The sequence below is a fragment of the Streptomyces sp. NEAU-YJ-81 genome (assembly GCF_017592595.1).
Lineage (GTDB): Bacteria > Actinomycetota > Actinomycetes > Streptomycetales > Streptomycetaceae > Streptomyces > Streptomyces hygroscopicus_B.
In genome coordinates this window covers 1,116,317-1,134,224 of the sequence record NZ_JAGFNO010000001.1, presented here as the reverse complement: position 1 = coordinate 1,134,224, position 17,908 = coordinate 1,116,317, and the positions used below count along the sequence as shown (strand labels likewise).

At 72.0% G+C, this 17,908-nt stretch carries 15 protein-coding genes; 1 reads left to right on the top strand and 14 read right to left on the bottom strand.

Annotated elements, in window-relative coordinates; all coding sequences use genetic code 11:
- Positions 1 to 101 precede the first annotated feature (101 nt).
- From J5X86_RS04900 to purN, 9 genes are all read right to left on the bottom strand, one after another.
- Positions 102 to 896: a hypothetical protein gene (locus J5X86_RS04900; protein WP_243979255.1), complete on the bottom strand. Its 795-nt coding sequence runs from the start codon at positions 894 to 896 to the stop codon at positions 102 to 104.
- Position 897: 1 nt separating this feature from the next.
- Positions 898 to 1,362, bottom strand: coding sequence for a hypothetical protein (locus J5X86_RS04895; protein ID WP_208515512.1), 465 nt, complete (start codon positions 1,360 to 1,362; stop codon positions 898 to 900).
- On the bottom strand, positions 1,349 to 3,160 hold the full coding sequence (locus J5X86_RS04890) for a hypothetical protein (protein WP_208515511.1): 1,812 nt from the start codon (positions 3,158 to 3,160) through the stop codon (positions 1,349 to 1,351). The genes J5X86_RS04895 and J5X86_RS04890 overlap by 14 nt, the downstream gene beginning before the upstream one ends.
- Positions 3,161 to 3,295: 135 nt before the next feature.
- Complete coding sequence (locus J5X86_RS04885; protein WP_078641998.1) at positions 3,296 to 4,285, bottom strand: malate dehydrogenase; 990 nt, start codon at positions 4,283 to 4,285, stop codon at positions 3,296 to 3,298.
- A gap of 281 nt (positions 4,286 to 4,566) precedes the next feature.
- On the bottom strand, positions 4,567 to 5,655 hold the full coding sequence (locus J5X86_RS04880; RefSeq protein ID WP_208515510.1) for an XRE family transcriptional regulator: 1,089 nt from the start codon (positions 5,653 to 5,655) through the stop codon (positions 4,567 to 4,569).
- Between the two features lie 401 nt (positions 5,656 to 6,056).
- Positions 6,057 to 6,527, bottom strand: a complete 471-nt coding sequence (locus tag J5X86_RS04875) for a DUF3017 domain-containing protein (RefSeq protein ID WP_240450588.1) — start codon at positions 6,525 to 6,527, stop codon at positions 6,057 to 6,059.
- Positions 6,517 to 7,404, bottom strand: coding sequence for a bifunctional methylenetetrahydrofolate dehydrogenase/methenyltetrahydrofolate cyclohydrolase (locus J5X86_RS04870; protein WP_078642000.1), 888 nt, complete (start codon positions 7,402 to 7,404; stop codon positions 6,517 to 6,519). Before J5X86_RS04870 ends, J5X86_RS04875 begins: the two co-directional genes overlap by 11 nt.
- A 123-nt stretch (positions 7,405 to 7,527) precedes the next feature.
- The gene (gene purH / locus J5X86_RS04865) at positions 7,528 to 9,117 is read right to left on the bottom strand and encodes a bifunctional phosphoribosylaminoimidazolecarboxamide formyltransferase/IMP cyclohydrolase (RefSeq protein WP_208515509.1); all 1,590 of its coding nucleotides are present in this window, start codon (positions 9,115 to 9,117) and stop codon (positions 7,528 to 7,530) included.
- A complete protein-coding gene (gene purN / locus J5X86_RS04860; RefSeq protein WP_208515508.1) occupies positions 9,114 to 9,770 on the bottom strand; it encodes a phosphoribosylglycinamide formyltransferase in 657 nt (218 codons plus the stop codon). Before purN ends, purH begins: the two co-directional genes overlap by 4 nt.
- 341 nt (positions 9,771 to 10,111) lie before the next feature.
- On the opposite strand from purN, the gene J5X86_RS04855 reads away from it, so the two are divergent.
- On the top strand, positions 10,112 to 10,882 hold the full coding sequence (locus J5X86_RS04855; protein ID WP_208515507.1) for a hypothetical protein: 771 nt from the start codon (positions 10,112 to 10,114) through the stop codon (positions 10,880 to 10,882).
- Between the two features lie 25 nt (positions 10,883 to 10,907).
- Here the strand turns inward: J5X86_RS04855 and J5X86_RS04850 are convergent, their stop codons facing one another.
- From J5X86_RS04850 to J5X86_RS04830, 5 genes are all read right to left on the bottom strand, one after another.
- Entirely contained in the window at positions 10,908 to 12,839 is a 1,932-nt protein-coding gene (locus J5X86_RS04850) for a DUF6350 family protein (RefSeq protein ID WP_208515506.1), read from the bottom strand.
- A gap of 209 nt (positions 12,840 to 13,048) precedes the next feature.
- Positions 13,049 to 13,933, bottom strand: a complete 885-nt coding sequence (gene sucD / locus J5X86_RS04845; protein WP_078642005.1) for a succinate--CoA ligase subunit alpha — start codon at positions 13,931 to 13,933, stop codon at positions 13,049 to 13,051.
- Positions 13,934 to 13,954: 21 nt separating this feature from the next.
- Positions 13,955 to 15,127, bottom strand: coding sequence for an ADP-forming succinate--CoA ligase subunit beta (gene sucC / locus J5X86_RS04840; protein ID WP_208515505.1), 1,173 nt, complete (start codon positions 15,125 to 15,127; stop codon positions 13,955 to 13,957).
- A gap of 338 nt (positions 15,128 to 15,465) precedes the next feature.
- Complete coding sequence (locus tag J5X86_RS04835; RefSeq protein ID WP_208515504.1) at positions 15,466 to 16,884, bottom strand: hypothetical protein; 1,419 nt, start codon at positions 16,882 to 16,884, stop codon at positions 15,466 to 15,468.
- Positions 16,885 to 16,981: 97 nt separating this feature from the next.
- Positions 16,982 to 17,839, bottom strand: a complete 858-nt coding sequence (locus J5X86_RS04830; protein WP_208515503.1) for a hypothetical protein — start codon at positions 17,837 to 17,839, stop codon at positions 16,982 to 16,984.
- Positions 17,840 to 17,908: the final 69 nt, after the last annotated feature.

Genomic DNA, 17,908 nt, shown 5'->3' with positions numbered 1-17,908 from the left:
TATGTCGCCTTGACTGTGCCGTCCTGTGCCCGCCACTGCCTGCCGCCGGTCGTGCCCGCGCTGGCTGCCACAGGTCGTGCCCGCCGCCCCCTGCCCCCAGGTCAGGTGGCTGGGCAGTAGGCGGTGGGGCAGAAGGACGCCAGCACGATGCGCTGCCGCTCCCGCTGCTGCGGCCAGTCGTCGGCCGGGCCCGCGACCAGCACCGCGTACTGCACCTGGTCCGGGCCGGTGAAGGCGCGGTCGAGTATTCGGCGCGGGCCGTACTTGGCGCTGCGGTAGCCGTACTCCAGCTCCGCGTCCGCGTCATCGCCGGGGCCGAGCCGCTTCAGCTCGTACCGCTGGTAGTCGGGGTTCTTCTTGAGCCCCGTCTCCGCCTGGCGCAGCGCCTCGTACGGGGTGACGTCGGGCTCGGTCAGCGCGAAGACCTGGATCAGGCTGCTCCCGTCGGACGACTCGTAGAACACCCCGGTATCGCGCTTGACCCGCTGCCAGCCCCTCGGCACATCCAGCCGGAACCCCTCCGCGTCGGTGGTGCGCACATAGTCCGCCGGCGGCTCCTGCGTGCTGTCCGTGGACACCGACGGCGGCGCCGAGGCCGTCTCCGAGAACGGCCCCGACGGCACCGCCGAGGGCTGCTCGGTCGACGGTGACCAGGACGAGGCCGAGGGCGAACCGCCGTCCGCCCCGGGCTTGTCATCCCCGCCGCCCGACACCAACTTCCAGGCGCCGACGCCGATCCCGCCGACCAGCACCACGGCGAGCACCGCCAGAAGCACCGTGCCCAGATGCGGATTGGGTGGTCTTCGGCCCGGGGCCGGCGGCTCCGCGCCCTCGCCCACCCAACGCTGGGCCTCCTCGTTCCATCGACGGCCCCCCTCGCCGCCCGGTGTGCTCATCTCAGCCGCCCAGGAGCGCGCCGACCGCCTGTCCGACGGCGACGCCGGAGGCGAGCATGCCGACGCTGGCGCTGGCGTCCTGCAACATCACCCGGATCCTGGCAAGTCGGCCGGCCCCGGCCCGGCCGGTGCGCTGGATCTCGTCCTGGGTCTGGTCCAGTTCATCGGAGAGCGCGCCGACCTCCGAGCTCGGGACCACCCGCCGCAGATCGTCGGCGAGCTGTCGAACGGCCTCCAGCAGCTCCTGATAGGCGGGGTCGCAGGGGGCCTCCTCCTGCCGTCCGTTCACAATGTGGTTGTGGTCGCCGATACCGACGGCGCTGCCGCTCACCTTGCCGAACCTGATGTCGCCGAATGTGCGCCCGCCGCCGCCCGCCGGGCCCGCGCCGCCACCGCTCGCGCCGGCCGTGTGGTCCGCACCGCCGCCGCCCACGCCGCTGCCGTCCTCCGTGTCAGCCATCGCCATGGCCGCCTCCCGCTCCATTGGTTCCGGTGGTGTTGCTGATGGTGTTGTGGTCACCGAAGCCGAAGGCGCTGTTCGCCGCGGACTCGATGAAGACCCCGCCGCCGCTCACATTGATGACCTTCTGCTCGAACTCGCCGGTCTCCCAGCCGGCTTCGTCGAGCGCCCTTCGCACGCCGTTGGCCACCCGGTCCTCGACGCTTTTCAGATAGCGGCTGACATCCATCTCCTGGAAGAGCGATGCGCCTGCGTCGCTGCCCAGCTCCCGCACCGAGATCCAGGGCCCGTCGGGGATGGCCGCCTCATAACCCCCCGCGTACATCCGCCAGACGAAGGCGGCCGAGCGGAAGGCGTGGATGACCGCCTGGCCCGCCGCCGTCGGCGTCCGCCCGAGCGCCCAGACCGCCTTGCCCGGCAGTCCACCGCGACGGTGGGAGTCGGAGAGCCGGTCGACCGCCCGGAAGTCCGGGCGGATCGGGCGCAGCACATGGGGGGCGAACTCCAGCATCAGCATGCCGCCTTGCGTATGCACCCGCACGAAGACGGTGGTGACCACCTCTTCCCGCCATGCGCCGACGCGGATGCGCAGAAAATGCCGGCGGACCTCTCCGCCCTCCTCGACGGCCTCCGCCCGCTCCCGCGCGAAGTCCGCCTCGCCGTACGGCACGAAGGAGCGGCTCCGCAATCCGGTGACCTTGAGGAAGACGCATTCGTCGAGCTCCAGGCCGCGCAGCCGGTCGCGGCTGGCGGCGGCGGGCCGGGCGGTGCCTTGGACGGAGGCGGTGCCCTGGACGGAGGAGGCGCCCTGGGTGGAGGAGGTGCGCAACTTCTCGACCAGCGGCCGGATCCGCTCCAGGATCACGCGATTGTCCAGCGGCGCCGGATCGCCGCCCTCGCGCGGCCGCAGCTCGACGGCGAGGGTCCAGGTGTCATGGGCGGCGCCCGCGCCGAGGAAGGGGTGCCGATCGTGGTAGAGGATCACCGGTGAGTGCTGCTCGCGGCGGATCAGGGCCCGCACTCGCTGGAAGCGCCCGCCCTCGAACCGCTCCGCGGGGTCCGCGGCGAGGTCGGCGAAGGTCTCCGGCTCCAGGTCGGTGGCCAGCACCCGGGCCACATGCTCACGGTGCAGGGCGACCGCGGTGGCCATCATGGCCGGGATCACCAGCGCGAACCAGGCGGCGCTGGTGTCCGACCCGGCCGCCAGGGCCGGTGCGAAACCCTGCAGCCCGCTCGTAGCGGGCTCGCCCGTGAACGCCTGCGTCAGGGCGGAAACCGCATAGGACAGCAGGATCAGACAGCCGAGCACCCGCAGCACCGCGGCCGCCCGCCGCCGGGTGACGGTGACCCCGTCGGCCCCGGGATAGTCGGCGCGGAAGGGGCCCATGGCGCCGCCCCTGGCCCAGGCCGCCAGCAGAAGCAGCGCACAGGACAGCAGGAACAGATAGAAGAAGCCCTGCGCCAGCAGAAAGTCCAGCACCCATAAGGACACCAGCAGCGCGGTCCAGCATGCCTCCAGACGGCGCGCGCGCAGCGCGTGCGCGAGCACCCGGGCCGCGTCGATGCCCAGCGAGGGCGCCACGGCCCGCTCCTCGTGGACATACAGCTCGTCCAGGACCGTGTCCCGGAAGTCGTCGTCCAGATAGGCGCCCGCGCACAGCAGCCGGGTCGCCTCGCTGGTGGCGTAGGGGGACGCATCGTCGGCGGCGCGAGGAGAGGGGACGCCCGGTAAAGGCTCCGGCCGCGGCTGCGGCAGATGAGACGAGTGGTCGCCCAAAGAATGATCATCGCGCGTGTTGGCCATGTTTCCCCCCGAGGCCGTAGCAACTACCTCCACGCTAGGGGAAGATGGCGCGCGATTACAGTGAATGGCCGAAGGGTCACACTCCGGAGTGAATACCGGAATGTGACCCTTCGGAAACGGCCTCGATAGGGCCCGTCAGATCAGGCCGAGACCACGCACGGCCTCGCGCTCCTCCTCGAGCTCCTTCACCGACGCGTCGATGCGGGTCCGCGAGAACTCGTTGACGTCCAGGCCCTGGACGATCTCGAACTTCCCGTTCGCGGCGGTGACCGGGAACGAGGAAATCAGGCCCTCCGGCACCCCGTACGAGCCGTCGGAGACCACACCGGCGGAGGTCCAGTTGTCGGCGTCGGTGCCGTTGACCCAGGTGTGGACGTGGTCGATGGCGGCGTTGGCGGCGGAGGCGGCCGAGGAGGCGCCGCGCGCCTCGATGATCGCGGCACCGCGCTTGGCGACGGTCGGGATGAAGGTGTCGGCCAGCCACTGCTCGTCGTTGACGACCTCGGCGGCGTTCTTGCCCGCGACCTCGGCATGGAAGACGTCCGGGTACTGGGTGGCGGAGTGGTTGCCCCAGATCGTCAGCTTCTTGATCTCGCTGACGGGGACGCCGGTCTTCTTCGAGAGCTGCGACAGGGCGCGGTTGTGGTCCAGCCGGGTCATCGCGGTGAAGCGCTCGGCCGGTACATCCGGCGCGGCGGCCTGCGCGATGAGCGCGTTGGTGTTGGCCGGGTTGCCCACGACCAGGACCTTGATGTCGTCCGCGGCGTGGTCGTTGATGGCCTTGCCCTGCGGCTTGAAGATGCCGCCGTTGGCCTCCAGCAGATCGCCGCGCTCCATGCCCTTGGTACGCGGGCGGGCGCCGACGAGCAGGGCGACGTTCGCACCGTCGAAGCCCACGTTCGGGTCGTCGGAGATGTCGATGCCCTGGAGGAGCGGGAAGGCGCAGTCGTCGAGCTCCATCGCGGTGCCCTCGGCGGCCTTCAGCCCCTGCGGGATCTCCAGGAGACGCAGCTTGACCGGCACGTCCGCGCCGAGGAGCTGACCGGAGGCGATGCGGAAGAGCAGCGCGTAGCCGATCTGGCCGGCCGCGCCGGTGACGGTGACGGTGACGGGAGTGCGGGTCATGGCGGTCTCCTGCGCTGTGTTGTCAGTCCAAGATCTCTTGGTGTCGAGATACCTGCGTCAGGCTATCCGACGGCACCTGACCCAGGTTCTCTCGGGCCACTGTGTAACCGCTCACCGCGCGTTCCGTCCCCGCGCACTTTGGCGGCCGCCTGCCAGGAGGGGGAGTGCAGGCGGCCGCCCAGTGCCGCACCCGTGGGGGGCTCGGGCAGCGCCTGCCCCGATTCCCCCGGCTCATTCCCCCTGTTTCCGAATTCCCCCGGACGGGCTTCCCTCGCCCGCGCTCACCCCTGGGCGCCGGGGGCCGTGCAGGCGCGCGTACCGCCCGTGAGAGTGGCGCACGCGGTGGTCCGCGCGGTGGCGTCCACCGAGATCATCTCGGTGTAGGCGTCGCCGTCGGCGCCGACCCTGCTGTTCTGCGCACGGGCCGCGCCGCCCCTCGCGCCCGGCGCCTTGATCTGGATCACATCGCCCGGAGCCGCCCGGGTGATACGGGCCCAGGCCGCCCGGCAGGTCTTGCTGTAGCGGACCTCGACATACGCGGTGCCGACGGTGATATCCGCGGTGGTCGTCGCGGCCGCGCCGCACCCCATGGCCTGCGGATCCTGACCGGTGCAGTCCTCCCCGGCGCACTTCACGCCCGCCGGCAGCTGACGCGCGCTGGTGGCCGGTGCGGTGGTCGGCTTCTCCCCGCGCTTCTCGCCGTCGCCACCCGCATCGATCAGCAGGACGGCGCCGGCGACGAGTAAGAGCGCGCCGACGAGCCCCCCGGCGAACAGCGCGACACGCTTCCGCCCCGTCCCGGAAGGCGAGGGCGGCCCCGACGGGAAGGTTGACGGTGACGGAGCGGACGAGGCGGGCGACGGCGGCCCGGAGGAACCCGCTGCCCGCTCGGCCGGCGGCGCCGCGGGAGCCGAGAACACCGGAGCGGTCGCGACCAACGGCTGCTCGGGCTCCGGCGGTTCGACACTCGACCGCTCCTTCCCCGGGTGACGGCCGTTCTTCCGGGCGCCCACCCCCTGCGCCGCCGGGTCGAACTGCTCGATGGCGGCCCGTGCCTGCGCGACGCTGATGGCCTCCATCGTGACGTCGTGGCGCATCTCGGAGCGGCTCCAGGCCCGCTCCGCCAGCTCCCACAGCGTGCTGAGGTGCTGGACATCGGCGCCCGTGGCCTCGGCCAGGGCCTCCACCGCGCCCTGCGGGGGCAGCAGCCGTCCGCCCAGATAGCGCTCCCATGAACTCTTGCTGTAGCCGGTGCGGTCGGCGACGGCGACGACGCTCAGCCCGCTGCGCTCGACGATCGTGCGCAACTGGCCGGTGAACTCCTGTACCTGCGGATCGAGTCCCTCCGGCAGGTCCCTCCAACGAGGCATTGCCTCCCCCTGTCCCCCCGCACGTGCCTGTCAATCCCCCGCGCTACGGCCCCTGTTGGCGCCTCCGGGCCCCGAACTGACTACCCAAAGGGACGCCTTGCCCCAGGATGTCAGCTCCTCGGGTGGGGGCGCATCGGAGCATTTCGTGCACCGGTGTGCACTCCGCCGCGCCCGGCTCGTCGTTGCACGGCCGAGACCTCGTGCTGGAACGGTCACTTCCACGCCACAGGGTTCTGCCGGTCATTGATCCGGCACAGTCCACACACAACCCTGATTACCAGGCGGTCCGTCCTTCTTCGGGGGAGAGGGCGGACCGCCGCCGGACCGTTCGGATCCGGCCACAACGACGGCGGCCCGTCCTTCCACGGGGGAGAGGACGGGCCGCCGTTTCACGCCGTCGGCTAGCGCACCGTGAAATGCACCACGTCGTCCAGGAACGGGATCGACACCCACGGATCCGGCTGGGCCATCAGGGACAGCAGCACGATCGCCGCGCCCAGCAGCCCGTAGGTCAGCATGTCGGTGAAGCGCGACCGCACCGCGAGCATCCCCACCTCCGGCAGCGCCCACCGTATGAAGGCGCCCGCCAGCAGGGACAGCCCGATCACCACCGTGCCCGCCCGGAACGCGTCCAGGGCGACGATCAGCAGCCCCAGGCCCACACCGCCCATCACCGCGAGCAGCGGCCACTGCCGGGCGGGCGCCGGAGCGGCACCGGGCGCGGCCCGGCCGCCGCCCTCCGGACGCGCGGTGTCCCGGGTGATCAGCGGGAAGCGGCGCGACTTACGGATGAGCCGGGCGGGGCCCGAAGGCTGCGCGGGCGGCGGCTGCCGCTGCTCCCCGGCCGCCGGCTCGCTCGCCTCAGCCGTCATGGCCGGCACCGGCGTCGGCGTCCGCCTTCGCGTTCCGCTCCGCGGCCTCCACCACGTTGACCAGCAGCTGGGCGCGGGTCATCGGGCCGACGCCGCCCGGGTTCGGCGAGATCCAGCCCGCCACCTCGGCCACACCGGGGTGCACATCGCCGGCGATCTTGCCGTGCTCGTCCCGGCTGACGCCCACGTCGAGCACCGCCGCGCCCGGCTTCACGTCATCCGGCCCGATCAGATGCCGCACTCCGGCGGCCGCCACGATGATGTCGGCCTGGCGCAGGATCCCGGGCAGGTCGCGAGTGCCGGTGTGGCAGAGGGTGACCGTGGCGTTCTCGGAGCGGCGGGTCAGCAGCAACCCGATCGACCGGCCGACGGTGATGCCCCGGCCGACGACCACCACATGCGCGCCGTTGATCTCCACACCGTGGTGGCGCAGCAACTGGATGACGCCCTGCGGCGTGCACGGCAGCGGGCCGCTCTCGTTGAGCACCAGCCGGCCGAGGTTCATCGGGTGCAGCCCGTCGGCGTCCTTGGCCGGGTCGATCAGCTCCAGCACCCGGTTGGTGTCGATGCCCTTGGGGAGCGGCAGCTGGACGATGTAGCCCGTGCAGGCCGGGTCCTCGTTGAGCTCCCGCACCGCCGCCTCGATCTCCTCCTGGGTGGCGGTCTCGGGCAGGTCACGCCGGAGGGAGTCGATGCCGATCTCGGCACAGTCGCGGTGCTTGCCCGCGACGTACCACTTGCTGCCGGGGTCCTCGCCCACCAGCACCGTCCCGAGGCCGGGATGGATGCCCTTGGCCTTGAGCGCCTCCACGCGGCTGACGAGATCGGACTTGATCGCGGCTGCGGTTGCCTTGCCATCGAGAATCTGGGCGGTCATGACTTCATCCTCCCGGATGCGGGGACGTCGGATCCAATCAGGGGCCGGTCGGTGCCGCACCGGCGAAGGCCGCACCCCGTGATCCGGTCGGGGTGCGGCCTCCTGTGCTCGCTCAGCGGTCACTCAGTGGAAGAAGTGGCGCGTGCCCGTGAAGTACATGGTGACGCCCGCCTTCTGGGCGGCCTCCACCACCTGCTCGTCACGGACCGAGCCGCCCGGCTGCACCACGGCCGTGACGCCCGCCTCGGCCAGCACCTCGAAGCCGTCCGGGAACGGGAAGAAGGCGTCGGAGGCGGCGTACGCACCGGCGGCCCGCTCGGCACCGGCCCGCTCGACGGCCAGCTTCGCCGAGTCCACGCGGTTGACCTGGCCCATGCCGACGCCGACCGTGGCGCCGTCCTTGGCGAGCAGGATCGCGTTGGACTTCACCGCGCGGCAGGAGCGCCAGGCGAAGGCCAGCTCGGCGAGGCCGTCGGCGTCCAGCGCCGCGCCCGTGGCGAGGGTCCAGTTGGCCGGGTCGTCGCCCTCGGCCTGGAGGCGGTCCTTGGCCTGCAGCAGCAGACCGCCTTCGATGGGGCGCTGCTCGGCGACGTCCGCCGGCGCGTCCGCGCAGCGCAGCACGCGGATGTTCTTCTTACGGGCCAGCACCTCGACCGCGCCGTCCTCGTACGCCGGGGCGACGATCACCTCGGTGAAGATCTCGGCGACCTGCTCGGCCATGGCGACCGACACCGGGCGGTTGACGGCGATCACACCGCCGAAGGCCGACAGCGGGTCGCAGGCGTGCGCCTTACGGTGCGCCTCGGCGACATCCGCCCCGACCGCGATCCCGCACGGGTTGGCGTGCTTGATGATCGCGACACAGGGCTCGGTGTGGTCGTACGCGGCCCGGCGGGCGGCCTCGGTGTCGGTGTAGTTGTTGAACGACATCTCCTTGCCGTGCAGCTGCTCGGCCTCCGCGAGCCCCTTACCGCTGCCGTCGGAGTAGAGCGCGGCCGGCTGGTGCGGGTTCTCGCCGTAGCGCAGCACGTTCTTACGGGTGACGGTCGCGCCCAGGAACTCCGGGAAGGAGGAGTCGTCCGCCGCCACGCTGTGTCCATCAGCGGCTCCGCCGCGGGCGGCCGCGAACCAGTTGGCCACCGCCACGTCGTAGGCCGCCGTGTGCTGGAACGCCTCGGCCGCCAGCCGCTTGCGCCCCTCCAGGTCGAAACCGCCGTCCGCGGCGGCCTTGAGGACGTCGTCGTACCGCTCGGGGTTGACGACCACGGCCACGGACGGGTGATTCTTGGCGGCGGCGCGGACCATGGAGGGGCCGCCGATGTCGATCTGCTCGACGCACTCGTCCGGCGAGGCGCCCGAGGCGACCGTCTCGCGGAACGGATAGAGGTTGACCACGACCAGCTCGAAGGGCTCCACGCCCAGCTCCTGGAGCTGCGCACGGTGCGAGTCGAGCCGCAGGTCGGCCAGGATGCCCGCGTGGACGCGCGGGTGCAGCGTCTTGACGCGGCCGTCGAGACACTCGGGGAAGCCGGTCAGCTCCTCGACCTTGGTGACCGGGACGCCGGCGGCGGCGATCTTCGCGGCCGTCGAGCCGGTCGAGACGAGCTGGACACCCGCCGCGTGCAGCCCTCGGGCCAGCTCCTCGAGGCCCGTCTTGTCGTAGACGCTGACCAGCGCGCGGCGGATGGGCCGCTTGGTACCTTCGGCGGTCACGGGATCCTTACCTTTCGTCCCTCTATGCGGTAGCCGTGACGCGCCAGACGCCCCACGACCTCGACGAGCAGCGAGCGCTCGACTTCCTTGATCCGCTCATGAAGAGCGGACTCGTCGTCCTCGTCCCGGATCTCGACCACGCCCTGGGCGATGATCGGTCCGGTGTCGACCCCGTCGTCGACGAAGTGGACGGTGCATCCGGTCACCTTCACACCGTGCGCGAGTGCGTCGCGTACGCCATGGGCGCCGGGAAAACTCGGGAGCAGCGCGGGGTGGGTGTTGACGCAGCGGCCGCCGAACCGGGCGAGGAACTCCGGCCCCAGGATCTTCATGAACCCGGCCGAGACGACCACGTCCGGCTCATGGGCGGCGGTGGCCTCCGCAAGCGCCGCGTCCCACTCGGCGCGGTCGGCGTGGTCCTTGACCCGGCACACGAACGTGGGGATCCCGGCGCGCTCGGCGCGCGTCAGGCCCTCGATGCCGTCGCGGTCGGCGCCCACGGCCACCACCTCGGCGCCGTAGCGGGCCACGCCCTCGGCGGCGATGGCGTCGAGCAGCGCCTGCAGATTCGTACCGGAGCCGGAGACGAGTACGACGAGGCGGACCGGGCGCCCGGGGCGGGCAGGGCTGGCGGGGGAAGGCGGGGAGGCCACGGCGGGGCTCTTTCTCGCGGGCGGTGCTGCCGTTTGTGTGGTCGTACAAGGTCGCGGACTCATCAATTCCGGGGAACTCTACGAAGCCGCCGACCGTCAGCAACGATACCGGCACACGAAGCGGCCCCCAGGGGACGGGGGCGGGCACGGGAGGTAGCGTCTGGACTGCGCATCCAACTGACGCCGTGGGAACGACCGCCTCAAGCCGTACACGCCCCGGCGTGCAGGACGACGACACAAGGGGAAGACACACTCCAGATGCCGGACCGACGCCGCCGCGCGGCTCATCACCTCACTCCGACTCCCGCCACGACCGGGGGGCGGCGATGAGGCGCGCCCGCATGTCGCGTACGACGCCGCTGCTCCGGGAGCAGCAGTCGCCGTCCTCCTCGGCCCCCGGCGGGCAGAACGGGGACCAGCACGAGGACAATCCGTTCGCCCCGCCGCCCGAGGGCAGGCCGGACCAGCCGTGGCAGCCCCGGCCGGAAGACGCCGACGGGCAGAGCGGCGAAGGCGATCAGAACGGTCAGCGACCGCAGCAGCCTGCGGCCTGGGGCAGCCAGTGGAGCAGCCGTCAGCCCAGCCGCCAGGGCGGCAGCTTCGGCGCCGGCCCCGGCTCCAACCGCCCCTCCGGCCCCAGCGGCCCGCGCTGGGACCCCACCGACCCGGCCCAGCGGCGCGCCCGGTACGCGCTGCTGGCGGGCATGTGGGCGTTCTTCTTCGCGCTCTTCAGCCTGCCGCAGATCGCGCTGCTGCTCGGGACGCTGGCCCTGTACTGGGGCATCAGCTCGCTACGGGCCAAGGCGCGCCGCACAACGCCGCCCCCGGCCGCCGCCGCGCCCCTGAACGCCCCGCCTCCGCCCCCGGGCGCCACCCCGGCGCCGCTGCCCGCCCCCGGCAGCGGCCCCGCGAAGCCGCAGTCGACGGCGGCGATCAGCGGCCTGGTGACGGGCGGGCTCGCGCTCGCCATCGTCGCGGCGACGTTCAGCTTCCAGGTCGTCTACAACGACTACTACACCTGCGTCGACGACGCCCTCACCCAGACCTCCCGCCACGACTGCGAAACCTTGCTCCCCGAGCAGCTCCGCCCCTTGCTGAGCACCCAGGACTGACGGCTCACCCTCGTCTGTGACTGCCTTACGGTTCGCGGCGGGTGTCGTCCGGTGGGGGTGCGAGGTCCGGGCGGAGGGGGTTCGGGGTCGCGGGCTGGGACTCGGCGGGCGGCTGCGGGTGCGGTTCGGGGGCGCGCTTCCGGTTCAGCGTCCAGCGGCGTGGGCGGTCCGCCGTCCCGGCGGCGTCCGGGGTGCCCGCGGGGGTCGCGAGCCCGGCCATCGTGCCCACACCGGTCTCCCGCCCCGCCTCCGCACCGGCGCCGGCTTCCAGCTTCCGGTCCCGGTCCCGGTTCCGTTTGCGCTGGGTGCCCGACGGGCGCAGCCACTGCCACCACGGCTCGGCCATCGCCTCGCGCACCTCGGCGGACTCCATGGGCGAGGCCACCGCGGGCCGCATCGCCGCCCGAGCCTCCGCCTCCTCCGCCTTGGCCGCGGCCCGCACCGCCCGAGCCTCCGCCTTGGCCGCGGCCCGCACCGCACGGGCCTCCTTCGCCTCCGTACGCGCCTGTGCGCGGGACGCCTGCCGCGCCGCCCGCGTCGCCTTCCACTCCGGCCAGGAGGCCCTGGTAGGAACGCACAACCGGTACCAGCGCAGCACCACCGCGCCGGGCACCCCGATCACTCCCGTCCAGGCCAGCGTGATCATGCCCGTACGCCACCAGCTCGGACCCAGGTCGGCGAGGATGCCGATGCCCAGCGGTCCGCCCGAGACCCCGGCCAGCAGCGCCATCGCGGCCGCACAGCCGCCCGCCGCCAGCCCGGCGAGCACCAGCGTCTCGCCCCAGCCCCAGGGGGGCCGGGGCTCGCCCTTGCCGGGGCGCCGCACCGCCGCGACCCCGATGAACCAGGCCACCGAGACCCCGGCCGCGATCCCCGTGAGCCAGACCAGCGGCCCGCCGGAGCCGTCCGTGGGCAGCGCGGCGACCAGAGGGAAGTGCGGCAGCTGGGGGTAGGAGGTGATGCCCAGCGGCGCGACCACACTGCCGCCGCCGACCGTGAAGCCCGCGCCGACCCCGTACGCGGCGCCCCAGACGATGGCGTTCGGCAGCAGCGCCAGGCTCACGAGCAGCACCGCGAACCGCCCCGACCACACATCGCTGAGGTTGAGGAACGTCACCTGTACGGCGCCCGCGTGGCTCAGCATCGACGTCGCCGTAAGGAGCGCACCGCTGCCGAGCAGGACGACGAGACCGCTGGTCCCGGCCCGTAGCGCGGCGGTCAGCCGGTGGCGCCTGCACCAGCTTCGCGCGGCCAGGGACACGGCCAGGGACGCGGCCATCCGTACGGTCCATCCCACGCCGGGGAGCCGCCGCAGTCCGGCGTTCACCCGTCCGGGCAGGCGGAGCGGGAACCGTCCGCCGGCCGTCCACACGCCGACGGCGGCGATGGCCGCGGCGACGACCGGCAGATGCAGCAGCGCGCTGAGCAGGTCGACACGCAGCGGCCCGCCCGAGGCGTACAGCACGGCCGCGGTGCCGACCATCAGATAGCCGCCGGTCACCCAGGCGAAGGCGGTGGGCGGATCGACGAGGGACTCGGAATCGACAACGGACTCCGCGGGCACCCACTGCCCCTCCTGCCCCTCGCTCTCGTCCGGCTCCGCCTGGTAGACGGCGTGCTGGGCGGCCCGGTAGAGCAGCCAGCACGGCACGATGCCGAGCAGCAGCGGGGTCAGCCCGACGGGCGCGGTGTGGCCGGAGAGCGTCTCGGTGCGCACGAGGTCGGCGCCATGGCCGAGCAGCCACAGGTCGGCGGCGACATGCAGGGCCCCGTCGGGGCTGCTGGCGGGGGACGAGGAGGTGATCCACAGCAGCAGTACGACCACGGCGAACGTGCCGAGGCCGAGCCCCGCGGCGACCACACCGCCGAGGAACGCCTCCCTGATGGCGGAGGAGCGCCGGGGCGCGGAACGGTCACGTGAGGACACCGACGGGCTGCGATCGGTCGTTTGCGTCACGTGACCATGCTGCCAATAACAGCCGTTTCATCCCCACATCAAGGGTTTGGTCGCCGTGTCGCGACTAGTCCGCTTATGCGTCTTTTATGGCGCTGTGGGATGTATGGGTGGCTTGCCGATTCCGCCACCGGGTATCCGTCGCCCGGGAACGGCGCGGGCCCGCACCACCCCAGGGTGGTGCGGGCCCGTGGCATCAAGCCGTGGCGGCGTCAGCCGACCAGGGCGGCGCGCGCCAGGCGCGCGGTCTCGGACGGGGTCTTGCCGACCTTCACGCCCGCGGCCTCGAGGGCCTCCTTCTTCGCCTGAGCGGTGCCGGAGGAACCGGAGACGATGGCACCCGCGTGGCCCATCGTCTTGCCCTCGGGAGCGGTGAAGCCCGCCACATAGCCGACGACCGGCTTGGTGACGCTGGCCTTGATGAAGTCCGCGGCCCGCTCCTCGGCGTCGCCGCCGATCTCGCCGATCATCACGATCAGGTCGGTGTCGGGGTCGGCCTCGAAGGCCGCGAGGGCGTCGATGTGGGTGGTGCCGATGATCGGGTCACCGCCGATGCCCACGCAGGACGAGAAGCCGATGTCCCGCAGCTCGTACATCATCTGGTACGTCAGCGTGCCGGACTTCGACACCAGACCGATCCGGCCGGGCTTGGTGATGTCGGCCGGGATGATGCCCGCGTTCGACTGACCCGGCGTGATCAGACCCGGGCAGTTCGGGCCGATGATGCGCGTCTTGTTGCCCTTCTTGCCCGCGTAGGCCCAGAAGTTGGCGGAGTCGTGGACCGCGATGCCCTCGGTGATCACGACGGCGAGCGGAATCTCGGCGTCGATCGCCTCGATGACCGCGCTCTTGGTGAACTTCTCCGGGACGAAGATGACCGTGACATCGGCGCCGGTGGCGTCGATGGCCTCCTTGACGGAGCCGAAGACCGGGATCTCGGCGCCGTCGAAGTCCACGGTGGTGCCGGCCTTGCGGGGGTTCACGCCGCCGACGATGTTGGTGCCCGAGGCAAGCATCCGACGGGTGTGCTTCTGCCCCTCGGACCCGGTCATCCCCTGGACGATGACCTTGCTTTCCTTGGTGAGGAAGATAGCCATGGTTTCTGGTGACCTCGTCCCTTACTTTGCAGCCAGCTCGGCGGCACGCTCGGCCGCGCCGTCCATGGTGTCCACCTGCTGAACGAGCGGGTGGTTGGCGTCGGTGAGGATCTTGCGACCCAGCTCCGCGTTGTTGCCGTCGAGGCGCACGACCAGCGGCTTGGATACGTCCTCGCCCTTGGACTTCAGCAGCTCCAGGGCCTGGACGATGCCGTTGGCGACAGCGTCACAGGCGGTGATGCCACCGAAGACGTTGACGAAGACCGACTTGACGTCCGGGTCGCCGAGGATGATCTCGAGACCGTTGGCCATCACCTCGGCGGAGGCGCCACCACCGATGTCGAGGAAGTTGGCGGGCTTCACATTGCCGTGGTTCTCACCGGCGTAGGCGACGACGTCGAGGGTCGACATGACCAGACCCGCGCCGTTGCCGATGATGCCGACCTCGCCGTCGAGCTTGACGTAGTTGAGGCCCTTGGCCTTCGCGGCCGCCTCGAGGGGGTTGGCCGCGGCCTTGTCCTCGAGCGCCTCGTGCTCCGGCTGACGGAAGGCGGCGTTCTCGTCCAGGGAGACCTTGCCGTCCAGCGCGATGATCTTGCCGTCGTCGGTCTTGACCAGCGGGTTGACCTCGACGAGCAGGGCGTCTTCCTTGATGAAGACGACCCACAGCTTCTGCAGGACCGCGACGACCTGGTCCGCGATCTCGGCCGGGAACTTCGCGGCGGCGACGATCTCGGCGGCCTTCTCCTGGGTCACGCCCTCGATGGCGTCCACCGGGATCTTGGCGAGCGCCTCGGGGTTCTGCTCCGCGACGACCTCGATCTCCACGCCGCCCTCGACGGAGGCCATGGCGAGGAAGGTGCGATTGGTGCGGTCCAGCAGGAAGGAGACGTAGTACTCCTCCTTGATGTCCGCGGTCTGGGCCAGCATCACCTTGTGGACCGTGTGGCCCTTGATGTCCATACCCAGGATCTGGTTTGCCTTCTCCACGGCGTCGGCCGGGTCGGAGGCCAGCTTGACGCCACCGGCCTTGCCGCGGCCGCCGACCTTCACCTGCGCCTTGACGACCGCGCGGCCGCCCAAGCGCTCGGCCACCTCGCGCGCCGCCTCAGGCGTGTCGATGACTTCACCGGCCAGCACCGGTACACCGTGCTTGGCGAAGAGGTCCCTCGCCTGGTATTCGAACAGGTCCACGCGCGTCCGTCCCTTTTCCATGGATATCGCGGTCGTTATCTGCGCGGGCGTGCCGCGGGGGCAGCGTGAGGACGCGATCTATAACGAGGGCGGCACACGTTCGCCGGGTACGCGGCATGTCCGTCTCGCAGGTTATCTCCGCAGGACGTGCGGCCCTAAATCGCAGATCACACTGGAGCGGTGATTACAGTCACAGATCGCGACCGTTTCCATCTATCTCTATACGACAACCGGGCAGCCCCCTCCCCAACGAGGGCTGCCCGGTCGATGACGCTCGCCTTACGGTTTTACTGTTTTCCGGCCTTCATAGCGTGACCGCCGTACGCCCGCCGGGGCGATCAGACGGTCGGGAGCGTGCCCGGAACGGTCGGCAGCTGGGCCGGGACCGCGGGCAGGTCCACCGGAACCTGCGGGAGCTCGGCCGGGAGCTGCGGGAGCTCGGCCGGAACGGTGGGCAGCTCCGCCGGGAGCTGCGGCAGGTCCGCCGGGAGCTGCGGCAGGTCCGCCGGAACGGTCGGGAGCTCCGCCGGGAGCTGCGACAGGTCCGCCGGAACGGTCGGCAGGTCCGCCGGCAGGACCGGGAGGGCCGGGATGTTGGCCGCGTCGGTCAGGTCGGTGGGCAGCGCGGGGAGCAGGCTCAGCGCACCGTCCTTGACGTTCCCCACGGTGGTCTGGGCATCCGCGACCGTGCCCAGGGCCAGGTCCTGGGCGAACGGCACGGTGGTGCCCGCCAGGTCCTGCGCGAACGGGACGGCGGTGGACGGCACGCTCACCACGACCGGCACCAGGCGGTCGACGGTGTCCTGGGCGGCCGGAACCACGTTGGAGACGGTGCCCAGTGCGAAGCCCTGGGCGCTGCCGGTCACGACGCCGACGTACGGGGTGGTGCGGGCCACGGCGTCGTCGGCCAGCGTGCCGGTGTCACCGACGGTCCGCTGCGCGACCGGGACGACCTTGACCACGATGCGGTGCACGGCGGGCGGCAGCACGTCCGAGGCCACACCGTCGACGACCGGCTTGGTGGTGCCGACGACACCCTGGACCTTGCCAGTCAGCTCCTCCGGGCGGATGCCGGCGCCGGAGAGGCAGGCGAGCAGGTCATTGGCCGAACCCGGGGCGGCGGGCAGCTTCGGGGTGGCGGGGAGCTGGGCGGGCAGCTTGCCCGTGACGCCCTCGACGTCCGTCAGCGAGCCGGTGGGCAGCGTGGAGGTGTCGGGCAGGGTCGGCAGCGAGCCGAGGCCGGGGAGGCTGGGCACCACGCCGGGGACCTCGCCGGTGGGCAGGTCGAGGTCGGTGGTCTTCTTGACGGTCTTCTCGAGGCCCTTGACGGCCTTGTGGGCCTTCTTGACGACCTTGTCCGGCTTGGCGGCGTCGCCGGTAAGGCCGTCGGTGGTGCCCTCGACGGTCTTGGTGACGTCCGAGACCCGCGGCAGGTTGGCGGCGCCGGGGACGCGGTCCCGCACGGGGGCGGTGACGCCGTCCACGGTGGAGGCGGCGCCGTCCACGGTCTTCTTCGCGGTGTCGGTGACCTTGGAGGTGTCGGCCACGCCACCGGTCACGCCGTCGACCGTCTGGGACACCTTGTCGGTCGGCAGGGTCTTGTTCACCGTCTTGGTGACGCCGTCCACGGTGCTGGTGACACCGTCGGTGGCGGGAACGGCCGGGTTCTCGGCGGCGTTGGCGGCGGCGGAACCGAGGGCCCAGATACCGGTGGCGGCAGCGGCTACGAGGATGGAGCGGCGAAGGTTGTTGCGCATGGTGGAGGAAGTCCTTCGAAGTCAAGAGGGGTGTCGGACGGGCAGACCTGACCCGCCCCCGCGCGGCAGGTCTCAACAGACGGGGGTGAGGTCTGCCCTAGCCGGGGAATTCGAGGACTTCGTTGAACCGCTCGCGCGTCGGCGCCGAGCTCTCCGCGCGGACCGTGCCGGGCTTCAGCCCGAACGACGCCGCGGCGGACGGCGGAAGAGCGGCCTGGGTGTTCCCACCACGGGAAGCGCCGCTGTCGCCGGTGCACTGGGAGGTGGCCCCGAGCGGGGACCGCGGAAGGGGCAGCGGCGCCGGGGCGCCACCGTCCGGACCGGTGCCGGAGGCTGCCGCCCGGACGACGGGGCCGTGCCCGGCGTGGAAGGCGGCCGCGTCGTGGTGCGTGGTGACGGCCGGGGTGTGGGCCACGGGCCCCATCGGCTCCGCGGCGGCGGGCGCCGCCTTGTGCACCGTCACCGGCTCGGCCTTGGCCGCGTGGTGCTCGGCGGCCGGGCCGTGGTCCGCCATGGAGCCAGAGGAGCCCAGGCCGATCGCGTCACCGATGCCGACGTCGGGCAGCCGCACCGGCAGCTCGCCGCTGGTGGCGTCGCCGACCAGATCGTCGATCGGCTTGGTGATCTTCTGTGCTTCCCGCTCGACCGGCTCCTGGATGGGCCGCACGGTCTCCCGTACGACGTCCTGTGCCGTGTGAGTGGTACGCCCCACCACGGGCGGTGCGTGCCGCTCCACCTGCTGCCGCGCCCGATCGACGCCCGAGGGGTCGAGCAGCCCGGAGACGGCGGAACGGTCGGCCGACGCGCCGGTAGCGGCGCCCTGTTCGCTCCGCTCGGCGGCGTGAGCGCTGCCGCCGAAGAGGAACGCCAGGGCCAGGAAGCCACCGAGGAAGAGCGCCGCCAGCAGCGCCCGCCGCGCGGCCACCGTGCGCGGCAGGCGCACGGTGACAGGCATGGCGGACACGACAGACACGAGCGGGGCCTTCCCTGAGTACGGGGCGTACCTACGAGGCGTACGACGGGC